26 protein-coding genes and 1 tRNA gene are annotated in these 21,206 nt (G+C 38.5%); 10 read left to right on the plus strand and 17 right to left on the minus strand.

Annotated elements, in window-relative coordinates; genetic code table 11:
* Positions 1–9: 9 nt before the first annotated feature.
* The 7 genes from AB5916_RS15240 to AB5916_RS15270 all read right to left on the minus strand — a co-directional run bounded on the left by AB5916_RS15240 (position 10) and on the right by AB5916_RS15270 (position 6,611).
* On the minus strand, positions 10–849 hold the full coding sequence (locus AB5916_RS15240; protein ID WP_368191657.1) for a transposase: 840 nt from the start codon (positions 847–849) through the stop codon (positions 10–12).
* Positions 850–1,044: a hypothetical protein gene (locus tag AB5916_RS15245; protein ID WP_368191637.1), complete on the minus strand. Its 195-nt coding sequence runs from the start codon at positions 1,042–1,044 to the stop codon at positions 850–852.
* Between the two features lie 119 nt (positions 1,045–1,163).
* Complete coding sequence (gene guaA, locus AB5916_RS15250; RefSeq protein ID WP_158422278.1) at positions 1,164–2,708, minus strand: glutamine-hydrolyzing GMP synthase; 1,545 nt, start codon at positions 2,706–2,708, stop codon at positions 1,164–1,166.
* Between the two features lie 571 nt (positions 2,709–3,279).
* On the minus strand, positions 3,280–4,014 hold the full coding sequence (locus AB5916_RS15255; RefSeq protein WP_368191638.1) for a TraX family protein: 735 nt from the start codon (positions 4,012–4,014) through the stop codon (positions 3,280–3,282).
* A gap of 70 nt (positions 4,015–4,084) precedes the next feature.
* Entirely contained in the window at positions 4,085–4,846 is a 762-nt protein-coding gene (locus tag AB5916_RS15260) for a hypothetical protein (protein WP_368191639.1), read from the minus strand.
* Between the two features lie 385 nt (positions 4,847–5,231).
* Entirely contained in the window at positions 5,232–6,356 is a 1,125-nt protein-coding gene (locus AB5916_RS15265; protein ID WP_368191640.1) for a helix-turn-helix transcriptional regulator, read from the minus strand.
* 72 nt (positions 6,357–6,428) lie between these two features.
* Positions 6,429–6,611 (minus strand): ribbon-helix-helix protein, CopG family, encoded by a 183-nt coding sequence (locus AB5916_RS15270; RefSeq protein WP_288700359.1) that lies wholly within the window; start codon positions 6,609–6,611, stop codon positions 6,429–6,431.
* Between the two features lie 281 nt (positions 6,612–6,892).
* On the opposite strand from AB5916_RS15270, the gene AB5916_RS15275 reads away from it, so the two are divergent.
* The gene (locus tag AB5916_RS15275; protein ID WP_368191641.1) at positions 6,893–7,582 is read left to right on the plus strand and encodes a hypothetical protein; all 690 of its coding nucleotides are present in this window, start codon (positions 6,893–6,895) and stop codon (positions 7,580–7,582) included.
* A gap of 181 nt (positions 7,583–7,763) precedes the next feature.
* Complete coding sequence (locus AB5916_RS15280; RefSeq protein WP_368191642.1) at positions 7,764–8,834, plus strand: DUF4234 domain-containing protein; 1,071 nt, start codon at positions 7,764–7,766, stop codon at positions 8,832–8,834.
* 64 nt (positions 8,835–8,898) lie between these two features.
* On the opposite strand, the gene AB5916_RS15285 is transcribed toward AB5916_RS15280, so the two are convergent.
* From AB5916_RS15285 to AB5916_RS15295, 3 genes are read right to left on the minus strand one after another with little or no spacing between them, the layout of a single operon-like run.
* On the minus strand, positions 8,899–9,462 hold the full coding sequence (locus AB5916_RS15285; RefSeq protein WP_368191643.1) for a tyrosine-type recombinase/integrase: 564 nt from the start codon (positions 9,460–9,462) through the stop codon (positions 8,899–8,901).
* Positions 9,455–9,799 carry a hypothetical protein gene (locus tag AB5916_RS15290; protein WP_368191644.1) on the minus strand — a complete coding sequence of 115 codons (345 nt, stop codon included), beginning with the start codon at positions 9,797–9,799 and terminating at the stop codon, positions 9,455–9,457. The genes AB5916_RS15285 and AB5916_RS15290 overlap by 8 nt, the downstream gene beginning before the upstream one ends.
* A gap of 12 nt (positions 9,800–9,811) precedes the next feature.
* On the minus strand, positions 9,812–10,090 hold the full coding sequence (locus tag AB5916_RS15295; protein ID WP_216419168.1) for a hypothetical protein: 279 nt from the start codon (positions 10,088–10,090) through the stop codon (positions 9,812–9,814).
* A gap of 338 nt (positions 10,091–10,428) precedes the next feature.
* Between AB5916_RS15295 and AB5916_RS15300 the strand changes: the two genes are divergently transcribed.
* Positions 10,429–10,656, plus strand: a complete 228-nt coding sequence (locus AB5916_RS15300; RefSeq protein WP_368191645.1) for a helix-turn-helix domain-containing protein — start codon at positions 10,429–10,431, stop codon at positions 10,654–10,656.
* 280 nt (positions 10,657–10,936) lie between these two features.
* Here the strand turns inward: AB5916_RS15300 and AB5916_RS15305 are convergent, their stop codons facing one another.
* From AB5916_RS15305 to AB5916_RS15320, 4 genes are all read right to left on the minus strand, one after another.
* Entirely contained in the window at positions 10,937–11,203 is a 267-nt protein-coding gene (locus AB5916_RS15305) for a hypothetical protein (RefSeq protein ID WP_227195450.1), read from the minus strand.
* A gap of 147 nt (positions 11,204–11,350) precedes the next feature.
* The gene (locus AB5916_RS15310; protein WP_368191646.1) at positions 11,351–12,544 is read right to left on the minus strand and encodes a DEAD/DEAH box helicase family protein; all 1,194 of its coding nucleotides are present in this window, start codon (positions 12,542–12,544) and stop codon (positions 11,351–11,353) included.
* A gap of 100 nt (positions 12,545–12,644) precedes the next feature.
* Positions 12,645–13,094, minus strand: coding sequence for a hypothetical protein (locus AB5916_RS15315; RefSeq protein WP_368191647.1), 450 nt, complete (start codon positions 13,092–13,094; stop codon positions 12,645–12,647).
* Positions 13,095–13,159: 65 nt separating this feature from the next.
* Positions 13,160–13,573, minus strand: coding sequence for a hypothetical protein (locus AB5916_RS15320; RefSeq protein WP_368191648.1), 414 nt, complete (start codon positions 13,571–13,573; stop codon positions 13,160–13,162).
* A 225-nt stretch (positions 13,574–13,798) separates the two neighbouring features.
* Here AB5916_RS15320 and AB5916_RS15325 point away from each other — a divergent pair, with 225 nt between their 5' ends.
* Positions 13,799–14,968, plus strand: coding sequence for a tyrosine-type recombinase/integrase (locus tag AB5916_RS15325; RefSeq protein ID WP_368191649.1), 1,170 nt, complete (start codon positions 13,799–13,801; stop codon positions 14,966–14,968).
* Between the two features lie 180 nt (positions 14,969–15,148).
* Here AB5916_RS15325 and AB5916_RS15330 read toward each other — a convergent pair.
* The 3 genes from AB5916_RS15330 to trmB all read right to left on the minus strand — a co-directional run bounded on the left by AB5916_RS15330 (position 15,149) and on the right by trmB (position 16,217).
* A tRNA-Lys gene (locus AB5916_RS15330) sits at positions 15,149–15,221 on the minus strand.
* Between the two features lie 115 nt (positions 15,222–15,336).
* The gene (locus AB5916_RS15335) at positions 15,337–15,495 is read right to left on the minus strand and encodes a hypothetical protein (RefSeq protein WP_173727086.1); all 159 of its coding nucleotides are present in this window, start codon (positions 15,493–15,495) and stop codon (positions 15,337–15,339) included.
* A gap of 68 nt (positions 15,496–15,563) precedes the next feature.
* On the minus strand, positions 15,564–16,217 hold the full coding sequence (trmB, locus tag AB5916_RS15340; protein ID WP_158422308.1) for a tRNA (guanosine(46)-N7)-methyltransferase TrmB: 654 nt from the start codon (positions 16,215–16,217) through the stop codon (positions 15,564–15,566).
* Positions 16,218–16,594: 377 nt separating this feature from the next.
* On the opposite strand from trmB, the gene AB5916_RS15345 reads away from it, so the two are divergent.
* From AB5916_RS15345 to AB5916_RS15370, 6 genes are all read left to right on the plus strand, one after another.
* Entirely contained in the window at positions 16,595–16,906 is a 312-nt protein-coding gene (locus AB5916_RS15345) for a hypothetical protein (protein ID WP_173727087.1), read from the plus strand.
* 42 nt (positions 16,907–16,948) lie between these two features.
* Positions 16,949–17,992: a V-type ATPase subunit gene (locus AB5916_RS15350; RefSeq protein ID WP_158422285.1), complete on the plus strand. Its 1,044-nt coding sequence runs from the start codon at positions 16,949–16,951 to the stop codon at positions 17,990–17,992.
* 20 nt (positions 17,993–18,012) lie between these two features.
* Positions 18,013–19,974 carry a V-type ATP synthase subunit I gene (locus tag AB5916_RS15355; RefSeq protein ID WP_368191650.1) on the plus strand — a complete coding sequence of 654 codons (1,962 nt, stop codon included), beginning with the start codon at positions 18,013–18,015 and terminating at the stop codon, positions 19,972–19,974.
* Positions 19,975–20,063: 89 nt separating this feature from the next.
* The gene (locus AB5916_RS15360; protein WP_158422287.1) at positions 20,064–20,495 is read left to right on the plus strand and encodes an ATP synthase subunit C; all 432 of its coding nucleotides are present in this window, start codon (positions 20,064–20,066) and stop codon (positions 20,493–20,495) included.
* 1 nt (position 20,496) lies between these two features.
* Positions 20,497–20,805, plus strand: a complete 309-nt coding sequence (locus AB5916_RS15365) for a V-type ATP synthase subunit F (protein ID WP_158422288.1) — start codon at positions 20,497–20,499, stop codon at positions 20,803–20,805.
* Between the two features lie 14 nt (positions 20,806–20,819).
* Positions 20,820–21,206 (plus strand): Archaeal/vacuolar-type H+-ATPase subunit E (locus AB5916_RS15370; protein WP_368191651.1); only part of this gene is annotated, 387 nt, incomplete at its 3' end.

Here is a 21,206-nt window from a genome sequence, read left to right on the forward strand (position 1 = left end):
GAAACCTTCCTAAAGGTTTCCGTTTGTTGCTGCAGCTACTGTTGTATTGGTCCTGGCAATCAATGTAATCTCTTTTCCGCAAACTTCCAGATTATCATCACTGACATATGCCATATCGCCTATAACTTCTGTAACTTTTATTCCATTTTCCTTTGCTTTTTCTATCAGTTTTGGTAATTCCTGCCCGTCTGGCGCTCCTCCATCTGTTACACTGATCCCTGCAATGAGACGTTCTTCCGTCATCGCAAGGTGATTTTTATATCCATAAAACGTACTGGTTGCCGTTTTATGCCCGAATCGTGCATCTTTATCCTCTTTGGAGCGGATCTCTTTGAGCCGTTCATCTTCTAGCAGCTCTTTCATTTCCCGAGAAAGTTTCTGTATCTTTTTATTTCCACAGGATTCTATTCCTTCCTCCAAAATCCGGAGGAGTTCCTTAGTATAGGCAATTTCTTCATCCAACCCTGCTTCCAAAGATGGTTTCTCAGGAAATTGCTCTGATAATTCAAAAGCTGTTTTATAAATCTCTTTCCGGAGTTGTTTGCTCATATCTCGCAGAATCTGCGTTGGGGATTTTGCCCGAACAGACGCAAGTGTATGAGTGGAATCGACGATAATGGTTCCCGATTTGATCAGGTTTTTGTCTAGTGCCTGTTGAATGGTTTCTTTCAGTAGTTCTTCTAAGATATCTTCTGTAATACGAGTTTTTCTGAATTTTGTAAGAAGACTGGAATCTATCATTTTTGCTTCCGGTTCCAGATTAAGGAAAAATTTATATGCCATGTCCGTCTGGGCGCTACTTATTAGAACTTCGTCAGAAAGATCATACAGCTTTTTCAGAAAAAGCAGTTAAAACATCATCTCCGGTTCCTTCGCCGGGCGACCGAAATTTTCACAATACTGCTTACGAAGCATTGGATTTACAAAGCTGAAATCTATATTTTCTTTTATTCTCCGCAAAAGATGATCTTCGGGAATGATTGCATCGTAAAGCCCCTGATATGGTGACAATGATAATTGTAACTGTGAATGATCTTTTAACATGGTAGCCGCTCCCTCCTTATATTTCTATTATAATGGAAATACGAAAAAAAGCCCAATTCTTTTTTAGAATCAGACTTTTTCAGTGCCCTTTGTTTATAAGGCTTTCCAGAAATTTTTAATTATTCGAATTCAATCGTTGCAGGGGGTTTTCCGGTACAGTCGTACAATACGCGGTTTACATTTTTTACTTCATTCACAATACGGCTGGTGGTTTTTCCGATGATCTCCCAGGGAATTTCGGCGAATTCAGCAGTCATGAAATCGGTAGTAGTGACCGCACGCAGGGCAACTGCATAATCATAAGTACGTTCGTCCCCCATAACGCCTACAGAGCGCATATTTGTGAGGGCTGCAAAGTACTGATTCACTTTTTTGTCCCAACCTGCATTGGCGATTTCCTCACGCCAGATCGCATCCGCATCCTGAACCATTTTAACTTTCTCAGGTGTAATATCACCAATGATACGGATGCCAAGTCCTGGTCCCGGGAATGGCTGACGATAAACCAAATAGTCCGGAATGCCAAGCTCAAGACCTGCCTTACGAACCTCATCTTTAAACAGGTTTCTTAACGGCTCGATAATTTCTTTAAAATCTACGCAGTCCGGAAGTCCGCCTACATTGTGATGGGATTTGATCACTGTGGATTCTCCTCCTACACCACTTTCCACAACGTCCGGATAAATCGTTCCCTGTACCAGGAAATCTACAGCACCGATCTTCTTTGCCTCTTCTTCAAAAACACGGATGAACTCCTCACCGATGATCTTTCTCTTTCTTTCCGGCTCTTCTACGCCTTTCAGCTTTTCGTAAAATCGTTCCTGTGCATTTACACGAATAAAATTCAGATTATATGGCCCTTCCGGTCCGAACACAGCTTCTACTTCATCGCCTTCATTTTTGCGGAGCAGACCGTGGTCTACAAAAACACAGGTAAGCTGATTGCCTACTGCTTTTGATAAAAGGACTGCTGCCACAGACGAATCCACACCACCTGACAAAGCACAGAGAACCTTGCCGTTTCCTACTTTTTCACGAATATTTTTAATGGATTCTTCTACAAAGGAATCAATTTTCCAGTCTCCGGAACAACCACAGATGTTGTATACAAAATTGGACAGCATCTTACGTCCTTCTTTTGTATGAAGCACTTCCGGGTGGAACTGTAATGCATACAGGCCTTTCTCCACATTCTGTACTGCTGCCACAGGACAGTCATTGGTCCATCCACAGATTTCAAAACCTGGTGCCTGTTTTGAAATGTAGTCATTATGGCTCATCCAACAGATGGTTTTGGGTGAAACATCTGTAAACAATCTGGAGGCCGTATCAACATTTACTTCAATTTTTCCGTATTCACGAACTGGTGCTTTTTCAACCTTGCCGCCTAACAGGTGCATCATAAGCTGTGCACCGTAACAGATTCCAAGAACCGGTACACCCAGTTCAAAGATTTCTTTTGTATAAGTAGGGGCATCCGCCGTATAGCAGCTGTTAGGACCGCCAGTAAAGATAATCCCCTTTGGCTGCATTGCTTTAATCTTCTCAATATCTGTCTTGTAAGAATAAATCTCACAGTATACGTTACATTCTCTGACACGACGTGCGATCAGCTGATTATACTGTCCACCGAAATCAAGTACAACGACTGTCTCTCTGTTCATTGGTTTCCTCCTATGGTCCATATTGGGGACTTATTGGCTTTTACCGAAACCTTTTCTGTCCTCGAAGCTTTATCCGTGTCATATTATAAAAGAGTATAGAGCGTTTTACAATATCTAAAATTCAATGAGAAGCCTAAAATTTATAAGTTTTTTAGAATTTTCTCATTGTTTTTTCAACGATTCCTCACAGTTCCATCACAATTTACAGGTATATTAATAAGCAAATAAAGCGAAAGCTTTTTCATCATATAGATAAACTTTTTCTTTTTCATACTCGCCGGGCCATGTGGTCCGGCCCTCCTTCTTTTATAGGAAAAATATCCTCAGCTTTTATATGCTTTTGTCTTTCTTCTTGCAAAGATCCGCAGGATCCCGGCCACAGCCCCAGTGAACAGAAAAGCCTGCAGCAAAGGCATGTAATTATAACTTTTTTACAGAGCTTATTATATCAAATCCATATGAAGATACTATATTTTTACTATATAAGTTCCAGATTACAAATACAGTTAACCATTGTGGATGTGTCACAGGCGCATAGCAGTTGGTTTTCATATATGTAACCGCTAAGATTTTAGACCAGCATGGTCAAACGCATCACGCCAAGCAAAAGCAGATGGGTAGGATAAAAAATATAGAAAAACCACCTGGAAAATTCACTGCCGGAGGAACCCTTCTCTCCATTATAAAGATACACAATCACAAGGCCTGCCAGCAGAACCGCACTGCACTCCCAAAAGGCATATAATATACGGATTCCCACAGTCCCGGCTGCTTCCATATATCCTTCTTCAAACAGTACCAATGACGCAATGAAGAAATCTCTCATCCGTTTTTTCTGATTCATACGTGAGTTTCTGAAAAGGATCACCATAAGCGGCGCTGCCATTCCCCAGTCACAAAAGGCAGTGAGGAAGATAAGCACAGTAGCCGGAAGCACATGTCTTTCATCCAGACATACCAGTATGAGAAAACATATAAATAATGTAAGGATCATATTTCCCCGCACAAGTCTCCAGCTCTGCCTCTCTCCAAATGCGATCTGAAAAGGGATCTGGGAGAGCAGCGCAAAGAGCAGCAGCCTTTGTCCATACTGTTTTCTGGAATGAGTGTAATAATAGCCTTCCACTAGAAAATAGCACATTACAGGTGCTGTAAAATATCCCAGGTTACGAAGCAGCAGAAAAGCTACAGTGCCTTCCTTTAAAAATATACTGGCAATATGATTCAGTGCCATTAAAATCACTGCAATATATTTGATCTGATCCCGGTTCAGCACCTTTCCCTTTGTCCGCCTGATTTCTTCCATACGCTAAATCTAAACTCCTTTTATGATACACGCCCCCGAACAGCTTTGAACCCACCATACGCATTATTCCTTAATAAAAAGTAATATTCAACTTTGAATATAATGGAGAAGGCATATAATTTTTCAAATACAGATTCATACTAACATATGTACTGTCCGGCCTCTTGTAATATCTTGGTCTGTTCTTTGTATGATAAACTACATCTAAACATACAATATTTTTCAGTGAAACATTAGATCCGTTTTTATATTTTTTTAACACAATTCTGCCGTTCTTCGTATACTCGGCGATTATGCAATCCACTTTATAACCTTTTGCAGGAGTAGCCTTAACCTTTATCTTTTGCGATTTGAAACGCATAACAGAAACAGCTGAAAATCCTTTGAAATAAGAATCATACTCTCTGGATCCCATCTTAAAGGCTTTGAACTTTCTTTTCATATTCTTAAAGGTTACATCACAGTACAGCCTGTAGGATCGGCCGTTCTGATACACCATAAAGCTGATCCTTGTCCGTTCTCCGGCTTTCAGCACATGGGGTTTACTTTCCACATAAATCCCATTGATCCCCTTTTCTTTTCTGGCCTGAAAATTGCTGTTTGAAGATCTTACCTGATAGACTTCTGCATCCTTTGCCAGATTTCCAATGTAGATCCACCCTTCTGCACCTGTCATTCCCATACTTCTCAGGGGACGGCAGATATAGATCTCCATGGTCTGCCTTTTGGCGCACACTGGTGCTGCCCCGTCTGCCTTTGCTGTTACCGGAACCAGCATAAGCAATGCCAGCATCAGAACTATGCCGGCCAGTCCTTTCTTCATTGCTTTCATAATCCTCTTCCCCCCTCGTTTTTATAACAAGAAAGAATCCTGCAAAGCAGGATTCTGACTGCGGTGGGTCGCCTTAAGCGACATCTACCCTTCCGCCGCAGTGCGATCCTGCCCGGTCGGGCTTTTTTATGTACTGGGAAATTCCAACGGAATTTCCCAGTACACAAAAAAACACCATCCCCGCGGCAATCACTTTGTCCGCAAAAACAGTGCTTTCAATGCGCCTTCAGGGGCTCGAACCCTGGACACCCTGCGGCTTCGCCGCTAAGAAAGGAGGTTTTGGCACATCGCACTGTCCGGTGTATTCAACTTGTATTCAAACAACTTAAAATCATATTTTACGCCAGATTTTAGCAACTTTCTAGCATCTTTTAACATTTTTTCATCAACTCTCATACATCTTTCTGACCTTATCCAAGTACTCTGTAAATCCATCAACTACCTTCTGTGGCTTTAGAATCTTCGCTTTCTTTCCAAAACCAAGAACCCAACCATAAAACTGGCCACTGATTTCAACAGGCGCAGTAATACTGAAATGTCTATCATCTACGATATTATAAAGCATTCCTTTCTTTCCAAACCTGTCAACAACTGTGTCCAACAGAGGATTGATAAACTGAATTGTGATTACCTGCTGCTCTCCACCGAACATAGAAAAAACTCTCTGTGTATAATTTTTGAGGTTAATTTTATTAAAGACTTCTTTCCCCTCTCGTTCAATACCAAGTAGTTTTACATCTTTCATTCTGTCAACACGATACGTCCGCAAGTCCTTTACATAATCGTTATAAGCCAAAAGGTAATAGTTGTCATCATTGATAAGAAGTGCATAAGGGCTGACTTCGTACCTGCTGCCATGCCGCCGTTCCACCTGCTGATTCAGATTGCTAATGGAATATTTTAAATATTTAAAGCTGATTTTTTCAGGAGTGTGCTTATCTTCCATGCTCATTGCAGTATCTATTTTTTCAATATTATTTAAAACACCTGAATTGTTTGTCTTTACTCTGTCGGTCAGGATTGCATTATGACGGATTTTTTTCTCTTGGAACTCACTGACAAACTCACATAATATCTTTATCAAACGTTCTGCCTGCGGCTCTGATAAATATTTTGACGCATAGATGCTTTCAACCAAAAGTTGAATATCTGTATAATCATAGTGCCGCTGCTGCATACAGAAGCCCTTTTGGTGCTTATCGAAAATAATATTTTTCAGACTTTCATCATCTTCAATCCACTCAGCAGCTTCTTTGATAGAAATGCCTTCTTCAAAAGCAAGAATCGCTTTATTGATTTCGTCAATATCTCTGTAAATCCCTCTCCGTTCCGCGTCTATACCATAAGTCTCAGCCATAGCAAGACAAATATCATCTGCTCTGATAACATGATTTTCGTCTGTATGTCTCATAAGATATTGATATACAAGGAAAGGTTTCATTTTTTGGTTATTTTTCTTTCCTCTGGTTGACTTTTTCAGTTCGTCTTCTTCGTCAAATTCTTTTCTCATAAGTATAACCCCAAACATTTTTCTTTTATTCTATCATTCCAAGAGCAAAGAAAAAAGAGTGGAATCCCACTCTCATTCAATCTCGATGTTTTCAACGCCATATTTCAGAATAACATTGATTAATTCATTTCTGGAATAGTTGGTTTCTGCGGCAAGTTGGTCTAATGCTGAAAGCGTATCCTCTTTAATGCGAACAGTGATAACCTTACTACCGTCTTCCCCTCTTTTTTTGAGTTTTAAAGGTTTATTCATCATGTCAATCCACCTCTCATTTTGTAATCATTATAGATTGACAGTATGTTTTTAAATATGCTACAATTAGATATGCAAATGTAATACAATTAGATTGCTAATTAGGGGGTGTAAAAAAACACATATAAGCAGAAACTAATGAGAATGTTTGATGTTCAAAAAGGCAGGGGATTTTATGGAAAAAAGGCAAGCATATTGTTAATACGTGTATGTTTACCACAAATGCAGCAATCAAAATGAATAGGACAAAATAACAGGAAAATACAATAAGAGGAGAGATGACAATGAAACTTAAATGTTTACTAGCAGGAACTCTGGCAATATGTTTAGGGATTAATAGCAACGTAGTAGTATTCGCTAAAAAAAGTGAGTATGTAAAAGACTTACAGCATAAGATAGACAAGGCATTAGAATCTGACCCTTCATATGAAGAGTTAATAGAAATCAGAGATGATTATGACGAACTTTTAAAATCAGAACAGGAGCAAATTAAAAATTATGACAAAATAGAAGAAATGTTTACTGTTTCAGAAGAAGTAGTTGCAGGAGTATTTGCTGCAAATGCTCTAAAGGAGCGTCTGAAAAACCCTAGTTCTTTAAAAATACTTTCAGCAGGATATTCTTCATCATATGATGAAATAGATAAGGAATATGGTATAAAAGATGTAATGGGAGCTGTTGTAAAACTTGACTATACAGCGACAAATGATATGGGCGGCGAAGTGGAAGATACTTATTACTGTTGGCAGTATGTACCTGTGGAGGAAGACGGAAAATGGACATGTAAATATAACGATATATTTTGGTCTTTATTACCGGGAGAAGCAATGGGAAACTTGGCAGGCTCAGATGAAAAGAGTCAAGCACAGGAAATGGCAGAGGAACAATATAACGATTATGAAATAATTGAATTGGAACCTGAGCAAATTATGGATAACATTGATATGGATATAACAGTGTTAAAAAATGAATAAACCATATCCAAAAGATGTAATTGATGATGAAGATATAATGTTAGATTTCCATCTACTTTTCAGAAGATAGAAAAGTAGATGGAATTTTGATGTTCCTTGATATTGATGTTATAAAAGATTTTTATGAGAATCATATTGCAGCAGGTGGAACAAAACAAAATTTATCAGGAGGTTAAATACAATGAATGAAAATAAAAACATAAAGACGTATTCACTAATTGGAGCTATATGTTCCATAATATGTGGCATATATTTTTTCGTACATCCTTTTTCATATGGTGCTACTATTATAAGTATTTATTATATGGTACTGTGCGTTCTCCCATATATTATGATTACAGTGCTGCTATTATTAAGGAAAAAGAATGTAATATGGCTTATTCCCTCGGGAATTTGTTTATATCAAACTTTTCGCCAATGGCACTGGTTTCTTTTTGATGATACATTGGATTGTGCAGTAGCAATATGTCTGATTCTGGCACAAACAATATTGTTTATTATCTTATTATGTAATACTATTCCTGCTTTAGAAAAAAAAGCAATGGCAATAAATGAAGTTCTTTGGTTTGTTCCGGCATTTTTGATGTTTATAGGATATATAATTAACATTTTTAATTATTATACAATTAGAAATTATTTTATAGGCAACATTATGAATTTACTTCAAGTAATCATCTCATTGTGTATTGGTATATGGATAAATAGTATATATCCAAAACCAGAAGTCAAAAAAGGAAGTGATAATTATAGCTCATCTATCGCGCCAGATGAATTTTACTGTGGTATGGCAAAACATGTTTTACTGCTTCTGTTTACTTTTGGAATCTGGTATCTTATATGGATTTATCGAATGACAAACTATACAAATGTTGTAGAAAATGAAGAATATCGCGACCCAACAAAAAAACTTCTTCTTTGTATGTTTATTCCGTTCTATAGTATTTACTGGACATATAAAACTGCACAACGTATAGATAAAATGGCTATTACAAACGGTATTTCATCGGATATGACAACACTGTGTTTAATTCTGGCTATTTTTGTTCCGATTATTCCACCTATTTTAATGCAGGATAAAATGAACAATATTATACAGGCAAATAATACGCAGTCTGTTTCCAAACAGGAAAATATGAATAAAGAAACATTTAGAACCGCAGAACAATTAAAGGAATTCAAAGAATTACTCGACAGTGGGGTAATTACACAGGAAGAATTTGAAGCAAAGAAAAAACAGTTACTTGGATTGTAATTGATATATAGTGTTTTAAAATATTAAAGAATTTTTCTAGAGAGGAAGCCAATTGCTTCCTCTTTTATAATAACTGTGCGTGTCCCTCTATAGCCGCTTCGATTCTCTGGGGTTCTATGCCTATATACCGCTGTGTGATTGCACTGGAACTGTGCTGAAGCAGTCTTTGAACTAGGGTAATATCATAACCATTATTTTTGTAGATTTCCGTGGCGTACCATTTGCGGAAACTGTGGGTTCCGACACCTTCAAGTCCAAGGTAATCGCAGACAAGAGCCAGTTGTTTGCTGACTGCCCGTTCTGTCAGGTCAAAAATCTTTTCGTTTTTTCCTATGCCGTTCCGCAGGCAGTAATTTTCAATATACTGCTGAATAATTAAAGGGACTGTAAAAATTCGTTTCTTTTGTGTTTTCTGTTCTGTGATTTCCAGTCTGTATCTGTCGCCATCTCTCACAATGTCGGAGAGCCGCAGGCTCAGAATATCAGATATTCTAAGCCCAAGATTTCCTTCCAAGACAAGAGCGGTTGCAATTCGTTCATTTGGGCGGCAGCCGCAGAATCCTTCTCTCATGGTCTGAATGATTTCTTTGTACTGTTCCGTAGTAAGAGCGATTGTCCTTTTATTCATTTTTAGCATTTCCCTTCATCTTGTTTAATTCTTCAATGCAACTATTGATACGATTGTTTACATCTTCCAAAAGTAAACTGACTGTGTTTCCTTCTGGAAAGAAGTGTTCATTATCAAGAGCGATACAAGCAACGTCAAGGAAGCTGCTGCATTTTGATAAGGTATCTTGGATTTTATAGAATTTCATTTGCGGTTCCCCCTTAAAAGTTCTTATTTTGTGAGTGAATAGTTCCATATTTTCTACAACTTTTTGGAAAGCCGCAGAAATAATGGATTTTACTGTTCTTATAATATATCTTTTAGGAACTTTCCTCTCTTGGCTCATTTTTTGAACCAAGAGAGAAGAATTTCATGCACTGATTGAAAAACGTCTTGAACGTGTCTGACGAAGAAACGCGGTATAAAGATTTTCGTAAACCTTTTTGAATTCCTTGGAGTTGAACTTGGAAGTAAGAACTTCTGTCCATCTGACTGTGTAGCGGTCTGTGGAAAGGCTTTCTACTTTTCTCTCTGCCATCTCATTTTTAAGGTTGTCTTTCAGTCCGTCCACGATTCCTTTCACTTCATCCAAAAGTGCTTCATACTCCATGATTTCCTCTACTGTTGCGTTGATTTTTTCGTTTGTCATAATTCGTTATCCCCTTTTCTTTTGGTATTGGTGAGAGGTTCAAGTGGTGGTTGGCTATTTAAGTATCTAGCGTTCTACTCAGTGCATCCCAATCTCCCTTATCCATTTCCACTCTGACCTTGTATTCTTGGTTTCGGCTTTCGCTTACTTTCGTCTATCCTTGACTTGTTCCTCTCTCTTAACTTATCTTTATTATAGCACTATATATTAGTGCAGTCTATTGGCAAAAGCACTAAAATATAGTGCTATAAAACACTTGAAATTAGTGCAATATTAACACTGGAAACTGGTGCAAAAATATGCTATTATTAAATAAAATGGAGAAGGAGGACATTAAAATGGCTCTTAGATATAAAATGGATATTATGGCAGAGCTTAAAAAGAATGGTTATACTTCCACAAGAATACGAGAAGAGAAGTTAATCGGACAATCTTATCTTCAACAGATAAGACATAACGAATTAGTGTCTTGGAAGACCATAGACACACTTTGCAAGCTCTTAAACTGTCAAGTAGGGGATTTGGTCGAATACGTGGCAGAAGACACGCCAGAAACCGCAGAATAGCCCTTTTAGCATATTCCAATAGAAAAGAGGGAGTGTGTGCGGTCAGTCCTTTAAAGAGACCCGAAGGGCAGCAGGTAAGCGTCATAGGGGGCAGGTATTCAGGATTCTTTTGGAAAAATTCGATTTTCCGATTATACGAGGACAGAACTTCCACTAAGAGGTACTTTCATTTCAGGGAACGGATGTAAGGGAAATACCAAAAGCAAAAAGAATAAATAACGAAAAAAATGGCAAGTCCATTTATGAGGTCTTATAATCTCACAAACGGGCTTGCCGCAATTTATTTGTTAAATCCTGCTAGAAGTTCATCAAGTGCCTTCTCGACAGTTTTTTCAAGTTCTGCTTTGATAGAACGTTCTAGTTCCTGCTGCTCTCGTTTCGCCATTTTCTCCTGCCGTATTTTACGGAACTTCCTTCTTTGGACTTTATCAAAAGCACGACAGATTTGATTAACGTCATATCCGTCAAGATACATTGTATCGTAATAGTCTGGAATACCGTCCCTTCTGTCTAGTTCATCTTGAAGTGTTTCATGTTCATACATCATAACGTGTCCTTTCTTTTCCTGCTGCTGCGGAAATCTTTATTCTTTACTATATATAAAAATCTATTCATGTAGATTAATCTTTTCTGTCTTATTAATTTTAACTGCCAATTTTGTATGTACTCTTTAAGGATATATACAATTTTGGCATTATTCTTCTTTAGAAACGGTAATAATACTATAATGTCGGTTCTGAAAGCGCGCATCTAATATCTGATAATCTGAATCTATAAGTATCCTGCGAATTGTTGTCCAACCACATAGACGGTTATTTCTTGAGTTGCGGATATTCAGGATTCTACAAAGTTTCTCTTTGTCTTCTCTGAAAAGTCGTCTTGCTAAAAATGCATCAGGTATTTTAACTTGTATCATATCTGCCATTGCAGGAAGATAAATGATATCTAAGTCCCCTGTATATCTTCCCCGCACCTGAATTTGAGTATCTTCATGTGAACTATTGATAATGATATAATCAACTCTTGACTTTATCTTTATACTTGTTGCGCAGCTTGCGTTGATGATTAATAGATTATATTTTTCTGGGATAATAAAATTTTTCAGTATTTGTTCTCTGACTGCGTGCTGCTCATCTGTCATGGGATGGTCTTGATTTGAAGTACTCCAAATACAAATAGGAGAATAACCCAACTTAACCGCAAGAGCATTTAATTCTTTCATTGCTGTAATGCGCGTTACATAGCAAATACCGATTTTATCAGTAGCATTGATAGAAGATAAAAGAGCATTAAGATTTGTATACCTTACCGTCTCTTTTGTTTCGTAATGAAGTACATCTTCTGAAACTGGTAATTCACAAATTGCGGTGTTAAATTTCTTTTTTACTATCTCAGGTGTCGCGGTGAGCGCAATTACAGTTGTTTTACTATTGGTTACAGCTCTTTCTAAGCCTTCTTTAGCAATAGAATGACTATTAGGTAATTTTGAAAAGTATTGAAAGTGAATGAGACTATGTAGCTCATCGCAAATTATATAATCAAAATAATTATAAAACTCAGGTTTGCTCGACAAAATCAAACCAAACTTCGCATAAGTCATAATAACAACGCGACTGTCCTCTTGAAACCACAAGTAGTCACCTTCGATGTCTCGAAGCCAATATTTATTGCATTCCGTAGCATTGTAATTCCGAAGAATCTGTTCTTTACCATTTATTGTATCAATCAAATATACTGCCTGATGGAGTGCATTTTGGCAAAGTGAAGAGATTTCGTGAAGTGCAAAGTATGTCTTGCCACTACCTGTTGGAGCTTTGATAATATTAAGTTTTTCTGTTTCAAGATTATTGATATCGACTGCTTCTGAAAGATATTTTGTACCAATCATTTATATTGTCCTTTCTTTTTGTTTTTATTTATAGATTAATATTACAAAATATTTTTATTAAAATCGAATAAGGTCGTTTATCCTAAATAGTAGAGAAGTTTTAGGCAACTTTTGACTGGCTGCTGCCCTTTTCCTCTTTCTTTTCTTTTGGAACTATTTTAAAGCCAGGCATCTCCACCATTCCATAATCTCTAACTGCCGGATATTTCTCAAGAAACCAGTTTTTAATAACTGGATATCTGTGTGCCTTACTGTGACACTGAGAAATAAGAAGCAATTCATCAAATTCCATTACCATTTTTACCCTGTTCTCCCCTTCTTCATGGCTCATAATATAGGCTCTCATATAATCGTAGGTAAGACCTTTGTAAGATTCTTTTTCAGAATTCTTTTTAATAGTTCTTGTTATAACCGCATAAGTCGGATAATCAGCACGAACTCTTTGAAGCTGTTCATATTCCTGAGAGAACGGGTTGCTCGCTTTTTTGGCATAAGCTGCATTTACAATAATTATTGAATTAACGAAGTCGATTGTAATAGGAGATTTCATGGTTTATTACCTCTTTCTTTTGGATTTTATTTTTTTCTTATTACAACTTGTTCTACTAAAGCTAATTAAATAATCATTTTTTCAATTTTTTTCATTTCTCTGTCTTCACGAAGGGCTGCTCTCTTTTCTGTCAGCTTTTCATTGAACTCTGTGATTTCTGTAAACTGTTTAAGGAACCACGCCTTTACTTCTCCATAAGTTGCTTTTTCCGCAAGCATATCTCTTTTTCCGTTTACACATCCACGAAGCTCATTAAACTCAGTCATAAGAGCTTCTTTGCGGTCTCCTGCTTTCTTTTCGATATAGATGGTCATATAAGCATATGTAAGACCTTTCATTGTGTCTGCTTTTTTCTTGGTATCTTTTACTACAACTTTATAGCCTGTTGCTTCTCTTGCTTCTTTAAGATTTTCGTACATTTCAGATTTGAAAACGCCTGCTTCTTTTGCTTCTGCTTTTGTGATTTCGATTGTAGCCATTTCGTAATTGATAAACATAATATTTTCCTTTCTTCGCCTTTTGGCGTTTAGCGTCTGGTCGCTACCCTTATTGTATTTTTTTTTATTTTTCTGAGGTTCTGTGTTCCTCTCTTTGATGATATTAGTATACCTCTATATAGATAATAGTAAGTCATTCTTTTGGTACTTACTGTTGATTTCATAAATAAAAAATGCTAATATTAAAATAAGCGATGTGCCTTGAAAATGAACGATTTAATCAAAGCAGAAATACAGAAAAAGCATCCATATTCTATCGGCAAAGGTAATGGAAAAGACCAACGTTGGAGAACTTACATTCCAGATAAAGCGAAAAAATATGGAAGGAAACTCATCGTCAAAGCAACAGAAGAAGAACTTTATGAATGGCTAAATGACTTCTACAAAGAGAAGCTGCTTGACAATCTTTTGGATAAAGTAAACTTGGAAATTTTTTATCACGAATGGTTGAAATATAAGCGACTTCATACAACTGCTTCAACTTATATCACAAGAATTGAAAGTGATTGGAAATCTTTTTACGTTGGAACCCCTATCATAAAAATACCTTTGAAAAAAATCAATAAACTGACATTGGACGTTTGGGCTCACCAACTTATAAAAGATTATGATATGACTCGAAAAAAATATGTAAATGTTCAAGTCATTATGAGACAAGCGCTTGAATATGCAGTTGATTTGGATATTATCGAGAGCAACCCCATGAAGGGGCTTAAAATTGATAAAAAGATTTTCAGAAAAGAGCAAAAGAAGCCCGATGATACACAAGTCTACACCGTTGATGAAAGAAAAATGATGATTCCTCTTGCATGGGAAGATTATAAAAATGCTGTGAAATTCTATGAGCTTTCTCCCCTTGCTCTTATGTTTCAATTTCAAACAGGATTAAGAATTGGTGAATTGTGTGCTGTGAAATTTTCTGATATCGAGAATGAAAATTATATTCATATCCAGAGAATGCTCAGACGTGATACTAAAGAAGTTGTTCCGCATACAAAAACAGACTGCGGCGACAGATATGTTTTTTTAACAAAAGAAGCAAAAAAACTTATAGCCATTGCAAAGGAACGTCAAGAAAAATCGAACGGAAAGGCAGCAGGCTATATTTTTTCATTAACAAGTGAGCCAATCACCGAACGATGTATCACTTCATTATTGAAAAAATATTGCAGCAAACTAGGAATCTTGTATAGAAGCAGTCATAAAGTAAGAAAAACTTACGGTTCTTCTCTCTTGGACGGTGGTGTTAGTCTCAACACCACAAGAATAATGTTAGGTCACTCAGACGAAAAGACAACATTAAAATACTATTGCTTTGACACGCATACAGAACTTGAAAAGATGAATCTTATGGAAAATGCTTTAAAGATATCTTGAATACATTGTATTCAAATTAAGATTTGCTTTAGAAGATGTAAAAAAGATGTTAGAAAGTTTTTTTGAGGCATATAACAAAATGATTAAGAGCCCGCAAACCCGCATAAACACTGAGTTTTTTCACACAAAAAAACACCATCCCCGCGGCAATCACTTTGTCCGCAAAAACAGTGCTTTCAATGCGCCTTCAGGGGCTCGAACCCTGGACACCCTGATTAAGAGTCAGGTGCTCTACCAGCTGAGCTAAAAGCGCATAGCGTCTTGGGTGATTCTGTTTTCTCTCAGAACTCCATTTGTTCAACGCAAGAGATATTGTACATGAGCCGACAGAAAAAGTCAAGGGAATTTTTATAATTTTTTTATTTTTTTTAATTTTCCTTTTTTTCTGCTTTTTTCCCACCCATATGCTCCAGCATATTTGTTAATTCCTCTGTGGATCGCCTCATCTTATTCATGTGACTGTCCAGCTTCTTATGCTTGTAACTGAACTGACTAAGGGACTGTTTCAGACGATTTCTGGACTTCATATCTGCTCCTGGGCATTCTTTCTATATATAATATGCCCAGGAGCAAAATACGTTCTGTCCTTTGGGTCTTATCTGCTGATCACCATTTTGCAGATAGGATTACCTGCTTTGGAAAACTTCTCTTCATATTCTGTCATAACATTTCCCTTCACCATCTCTTCATCATGATGAAGATCAAAGGAGTGAGCCAAAAGCTTCCAGCCTGCTTCCTGTACTTCCTCCAGGGAAAAATCAAATAAAGGACGGTTATCTGTCTTAAATTCCAGGGTCCCGTCTTTTTTCAGAATCTGGTCATACCTGGCCAGAAACTCTCTGGATGTAAGACGGCGTTTCCCATGTCTTGCCTTGGGCCACGGATCTGAAAAATTCAGATAAATCCGTGAAACCTCCTCTTTTTCAAAAATATCCGGCAGATTACTGGCATCCACACACATAAACAAAAGATTGGACAGTGTCTCTCCATTATTCTCAAGTTCTTCTCTTTTTTGCAGAGCACGCAGCAGCACGCTGTCATACATCTCGATCCCCACATAATTGATTTCCGGATGAAGCCGTGCCATATCCATCAAAAAACGGCCTTTCCCCATCCCCACTTCTATATGAATCGGCTGATCTGACGCAAACGCCTGCTTCCACCGGCCTTTCTGCTGTTGGGGCTGATGCACCACATATTTGCTTTCCTGGATTGCTTCTTTTGCGCCAGGGATATTCCTCAGTCTCATACTTTCATTTTCCTCTTTCTCTTTATTTTTCTTATTTCTTTTACCATGTTTATTTTTCTTTTCCCGGCCGCCTCTTCCCGGCAATCCGGATTCCTTCCATATCATACATGCTTTCCGGAATTGCCGCAACTACATTGTTTCACCGATACTTTTTTTATATTACAGGCATATCAAATATACTTTTTACATTTTTGTAACTGCCAATTATACTGACCCTTGAAAAAATTTGGTCTTATGACTATACTGAAACTATCCATTCCATAGACAAAAATCACAAATTGAATTTCTGTTTTACAATCCATTTTGGCCATTTGTAAAATAGTTTTTCTCAGATTTTAGGTGTATGATATATGGAAATTTTATGGAGGAGGATGCCGATGGAACAAATTTTAAGAAAGCTGTCGGAAATCGAAACCACCGCAGATGAGATTCTGAAAGATGCGGAGAGGAAAAAGCGGGCACTTTCCGAAGAGACGGAGAGACAATGTAAAGAGTTTGATGCCGTCCTGGAAAAAGAAACCGACGCAAAAATCCGAGATATACGTAATGAACTGGAAAAAGAAAAGGATTCACGCCTGGCAGCATTAAAGGAAGACACAGAGCAGCATCTGGTGCATCTGGATTCTTTCTATAAAGAGAATCACCAGCGTATTTCCGAAGAACTTTTCAAAAAAATTATTACAGCTTAATTCAGATGAATGAAGATTTCAAAAGAAAGGAAGTGAATTGAATTGGGAAGTGTTTTTTCCTATAGCGGACTTTCTACCAAAATAAGGGCTCTGCAAAGCAAGCTTATGACCGAGGAAGAGCTTTCAGAAATCGTACAGCTTCCGAATGTACCTCAGATAGTGGCCTATTTAAAAAGAAAACCGGAATATTCCCGGGCATGGGCCAACCTTGATGAGAACGACCTGCACAGGGGCCAGATTGAAAAGCTTCTGAAGCAGTCGATCTTCCGAAATTTTTCCAAAATTTACCACTTTGCAAACAAGGAACAGAGACGTTTTCTGTCTTTATATTCAAAAAGATATGAGATCCTTGTTTTAAAGGCGATCATGGCCAATCTTTTTGACCACAGAAATACAGACCCTGTAGACCTTAGTCCTTACCGTGACTTTTTCCTTCATCATTCCAAATTAGATCTGGATCGTCTAGCCGCCACCACAAATATGGAAGAGTTTGTAAATGCCCTGAAGGGTAATGAATTTTACGGACCTCTTTCCAGAGTAATGGAACACGGCAACGGTCTTCTTTTTGATTATGGGATGGCACTGGATCTTTACTATTTCACCCAGATCTGGAACCTTCGGAAAAAGCTTTTCAAAGGGGATGACCTGGAGGAAATAACAAAAGCCTACGGTGAAAAATTTGATATGCTGAACCTGGAATTTATCCAGCGTTCCAAACGCTATTACCATATGGATCCTGCCGCTATATACAGCCTGCTGATCCCTATGAATTATAAATTAAAAAAAGAAGAGATTACCGCCCTTGTAGAGGCTTCCGGCCATGATGAGTTTGTGGCTGTTATGAACCGCACATATTACGGACGGAAATATCCTCAGATCACACCAGTCAACCTGGAGGAATTCTACAATTACATTCTCCGTACTGTTCTTGAAAAAGAATCACGGAAGGATCCTTATTCTGTAGCAGTGATCTATTCTTACTTATATCATAAAGAACACGAAGTAAACCGCCTGACCATTGCTCTTGAATGTGTACGTTACAAAGTAGGCCAGGAGGAAGCTATGCGTTATATTCGCAACAATTAAAGAACCCGGAGGACAACATAGTGATTGAAAAAATGAAATTTGTGAGTATCACCGGGCCAAAAGCGGATATTGACAGAGTGGTAAACCGGTATCTCAGTAAATATGAGATTCATCTGGAAAATGCTCTTTCTGAGCTGACCACTGTCCGTCACCTTACTCCGTTTCTGGAAATCAATCCTTATAAAGATATGCTGTCAACTATCAGCAGCTTCTATGAGGAACTGGATACTCCTGAACAGATCCCGGAAAAGGATCTGACCATTGAACAGGCTCTGGATATTGTTTCCGGCCTGAAAAGCGAATCTGACCGGATTGCAGACAGGAAATGCCAGCTGGAAGAACAGCGTACATCCCTGACTGAATCCATGCGGATCATCGCTCCCTTCCGAAATGTGGAATTTGATGTTTCTTCTATCCTGAATTTCCGTCATATCCACTATCGTTTCGGACGTATTGAAAAAGAGTATTTTTACAAATTCAAAAAGTATATTTATGAAAATCTGGATACGATTTTTATCAAATGCAACGAAGACGACCAGTATTTCTGGGGCATCTACTTTGTTCCGGAATGCGAGGCTGCCAAGATCCATGCAGCTTATGCTGCCATGCATTTTGAAAAAGTCTTTATCCCGGATCAATATCAGGGTACAGCAAAAGAAGCTTACGCTGCCCTGGATAAAGCCATTCACAAAAATGAAGCTGACCTGGCTGATGCTAATGACCAGATGAAGAAGCTTTTAAAGGATAAGGCTTCTGATATTGTTTCTGCATATCAGACTCTTTCCCAGCTTTCCAGGAACTTTGATATCCGCAAGCTGGCTGCCTGCCTGCCAAACGGAAGCAGCAAAGACCAGGCTAATGATTCAGAAAATGCCAATACCTTCTATATTTTATGTGGATGGATGACAGAAGCAAATACCAGAAAATTCCAAAATGACATTAAGAATGATTCTAATATCTTCTGTCTGGTAGACGATGATGAATTGAACATTAAGAAACAGCCGCCTACCAAATTAAAAAATCCAAAGCTTTTCAAGCCCTTTGAAATGTACATTAAGATGTATGGCCTTCCGGCCTATGGAGAAATGGATCCTACCTGGTTTGTGGCAATTACCTATTCCTTTATCTTTGGTGCTATGTTCGGAGATGTAGGACAGGGACTTCTGCTTCTTATCGGCGGACTGCTTCTCTACAAGATCAAGCATATTGACCTTGCAGGTATCATAAGCTGTGCAGGCGTCTTTTCTACTTTCTTCGGATTTATGTTCGGCAGTTTCTTTGGATTTGAGGATATCCTGAATCCTATATGGCTGCGCCCAATGAATGCCATGATGAACGTACCGTTTATCGGAAAACTGAATACTGTATTTATTGTAGCCATCGGCTTTGGTATGGGACTGATCTTGTTATGTATGATCTTTAATATCATCAACTCTGTAAAGTCCCACGACATCGAAAAAACCTGGTTTGATACAAACTCTGTTGCAGGTCTTGTATTCTATGGTTCAGCAGTTCTTGTAATCGCACTGTTCGTATCCGGTAAAAGCCTTCCTGCCACAGTCCTTCTTCTGATCATGTTTGTACTGCCTCTTATTATCATGTTCCTGAAAGAGCCTCTTACAAACCTGGTCAACAAGAAACCACACCTGATCGAAGGCGGTGTGGGCATGTTTATCACACAGGGATTATTTGAAATGTTTGAAGTCCTTTTAAGTTACTTCTCCAATACACTTTCATTTGTGCGTATCGGAGCCTTCGCAGTAAGCCATGCAGCCATGATGGAGGTTGTACTGATGCTGGCAGGTGCAGAAAGCGGTTCCCCTAACTGGGTGGTGGTCGTTCTCGGAAACCTGTTTGTCTGCGGACTGGAAGGACTGATCGTTGGTATCCAGGTTCTTCGTCTGGAGTATTATGAGATTTTCAGCCGCTTCTATAAAGGTACCGGAAGGCAGTTTGTTCCTTTTGGTTCCAAGAAGCAGTGAAAATAATAAATTAAAATTATTTTAACGAAAGGCCCTGACTACATTTATAAAAACTTTCATTTCAGGGCAATTGAAAGGAGAACATTATTATGACAGCTATGACTCAGATCGTATTAGCAGCAGCACTTGTATTAAGTATCATTATTCCCTTTGGTTATTATCTTCTGGGCGAAAAAAGCCGCGGCCGTTACAAAACTGCTATCGGTGTAAATGCATTCTTCTTCTTTGGCACCATGCTGATCGCAGCAGCTGTTATGTTTGCAGGCAGTGCATCCGTACAGGCAGCTACCGGTTCTGACGCAGGTCTTGCAACCGGACTTGGATACATCGCAGCAGCACTTGTTACAGGTCTTTCCTGTATCGGTGGTGGTATTGCCGTAGCCAGTGCGGCAAGTGCAGCCCTTGGCGCTATCAGTGAAGACCAGAGCATTCTTGGTAAATCCCTGATCTTCGTAGGTCTTGCAGAAGGTGTTGCCCTTTATGGACTGATCATCTCCTTCATGATCATCGGTAAATTATAATATGAAAATATTCTTAATCAGCGACAATATTGACACCTATACAGGGATGAGACTGGCAGGTGTGGAGGGCGTCGTTGTCCATGAACGGGTTGAGCTGAAGGATGCGCTTGAGAAAGCCATTTCCAATAAAGAGATCGGGATCATCCTGCTGACTGAAAAGTTCGGCAGGGAATTTCCCGCCATCATTGATGATGTAAAGCTGAACCACAAAACGCCCCTTATCATCGAAATCCCTGACAGGCATGGTACTGGCCGCAAACCGGATTTCATTACCTCATATGTAAATGAGGCAATCGGACTGAAATTGTAACAAGGAGGCACCCAATGACAATCGAAGAAAAACTGCAGCATTTCTATGATGTTTCTGTAGAAGAAGCTTCCGGCTCTGCAAGCCAGGCCCTGGAAGAACACAAGAAGCATCTGGCGAAAATGTTTTCTGATCATAAACAAACCCGACAGCAGGATGCCCAGGCTCAGATCAAGGCTGAAACAGAAAATGCAAAACGGGAAGTAAACAAAGCGCTTTCCGCACAGCAGCTTACACTGAAACGGAATCTGACTGCCAGGGAAAATGAACTGAAGGACGAGCTTTTTGTAGAGGTTAAAGAACGTCTTACCCAGTTCATGTCCACCACTGAATACGAGGATTACCTTGTACGCAAGATCAAAGAAGCTGTTGATTTTGCAAAAGATGATGAACTATTTATATTC

This window comes from Blautia sp. 1033sp1_1033st1_G9_1033SCRN_220408, from assembly GCF_040929965.1.
GTDB classification, from domain to species: Bacteria; Bacillota; Clostridia; order Lachnospirales; family Lachnospiraceae; genus Blautia_A; species Blautia_A ammoniilytica.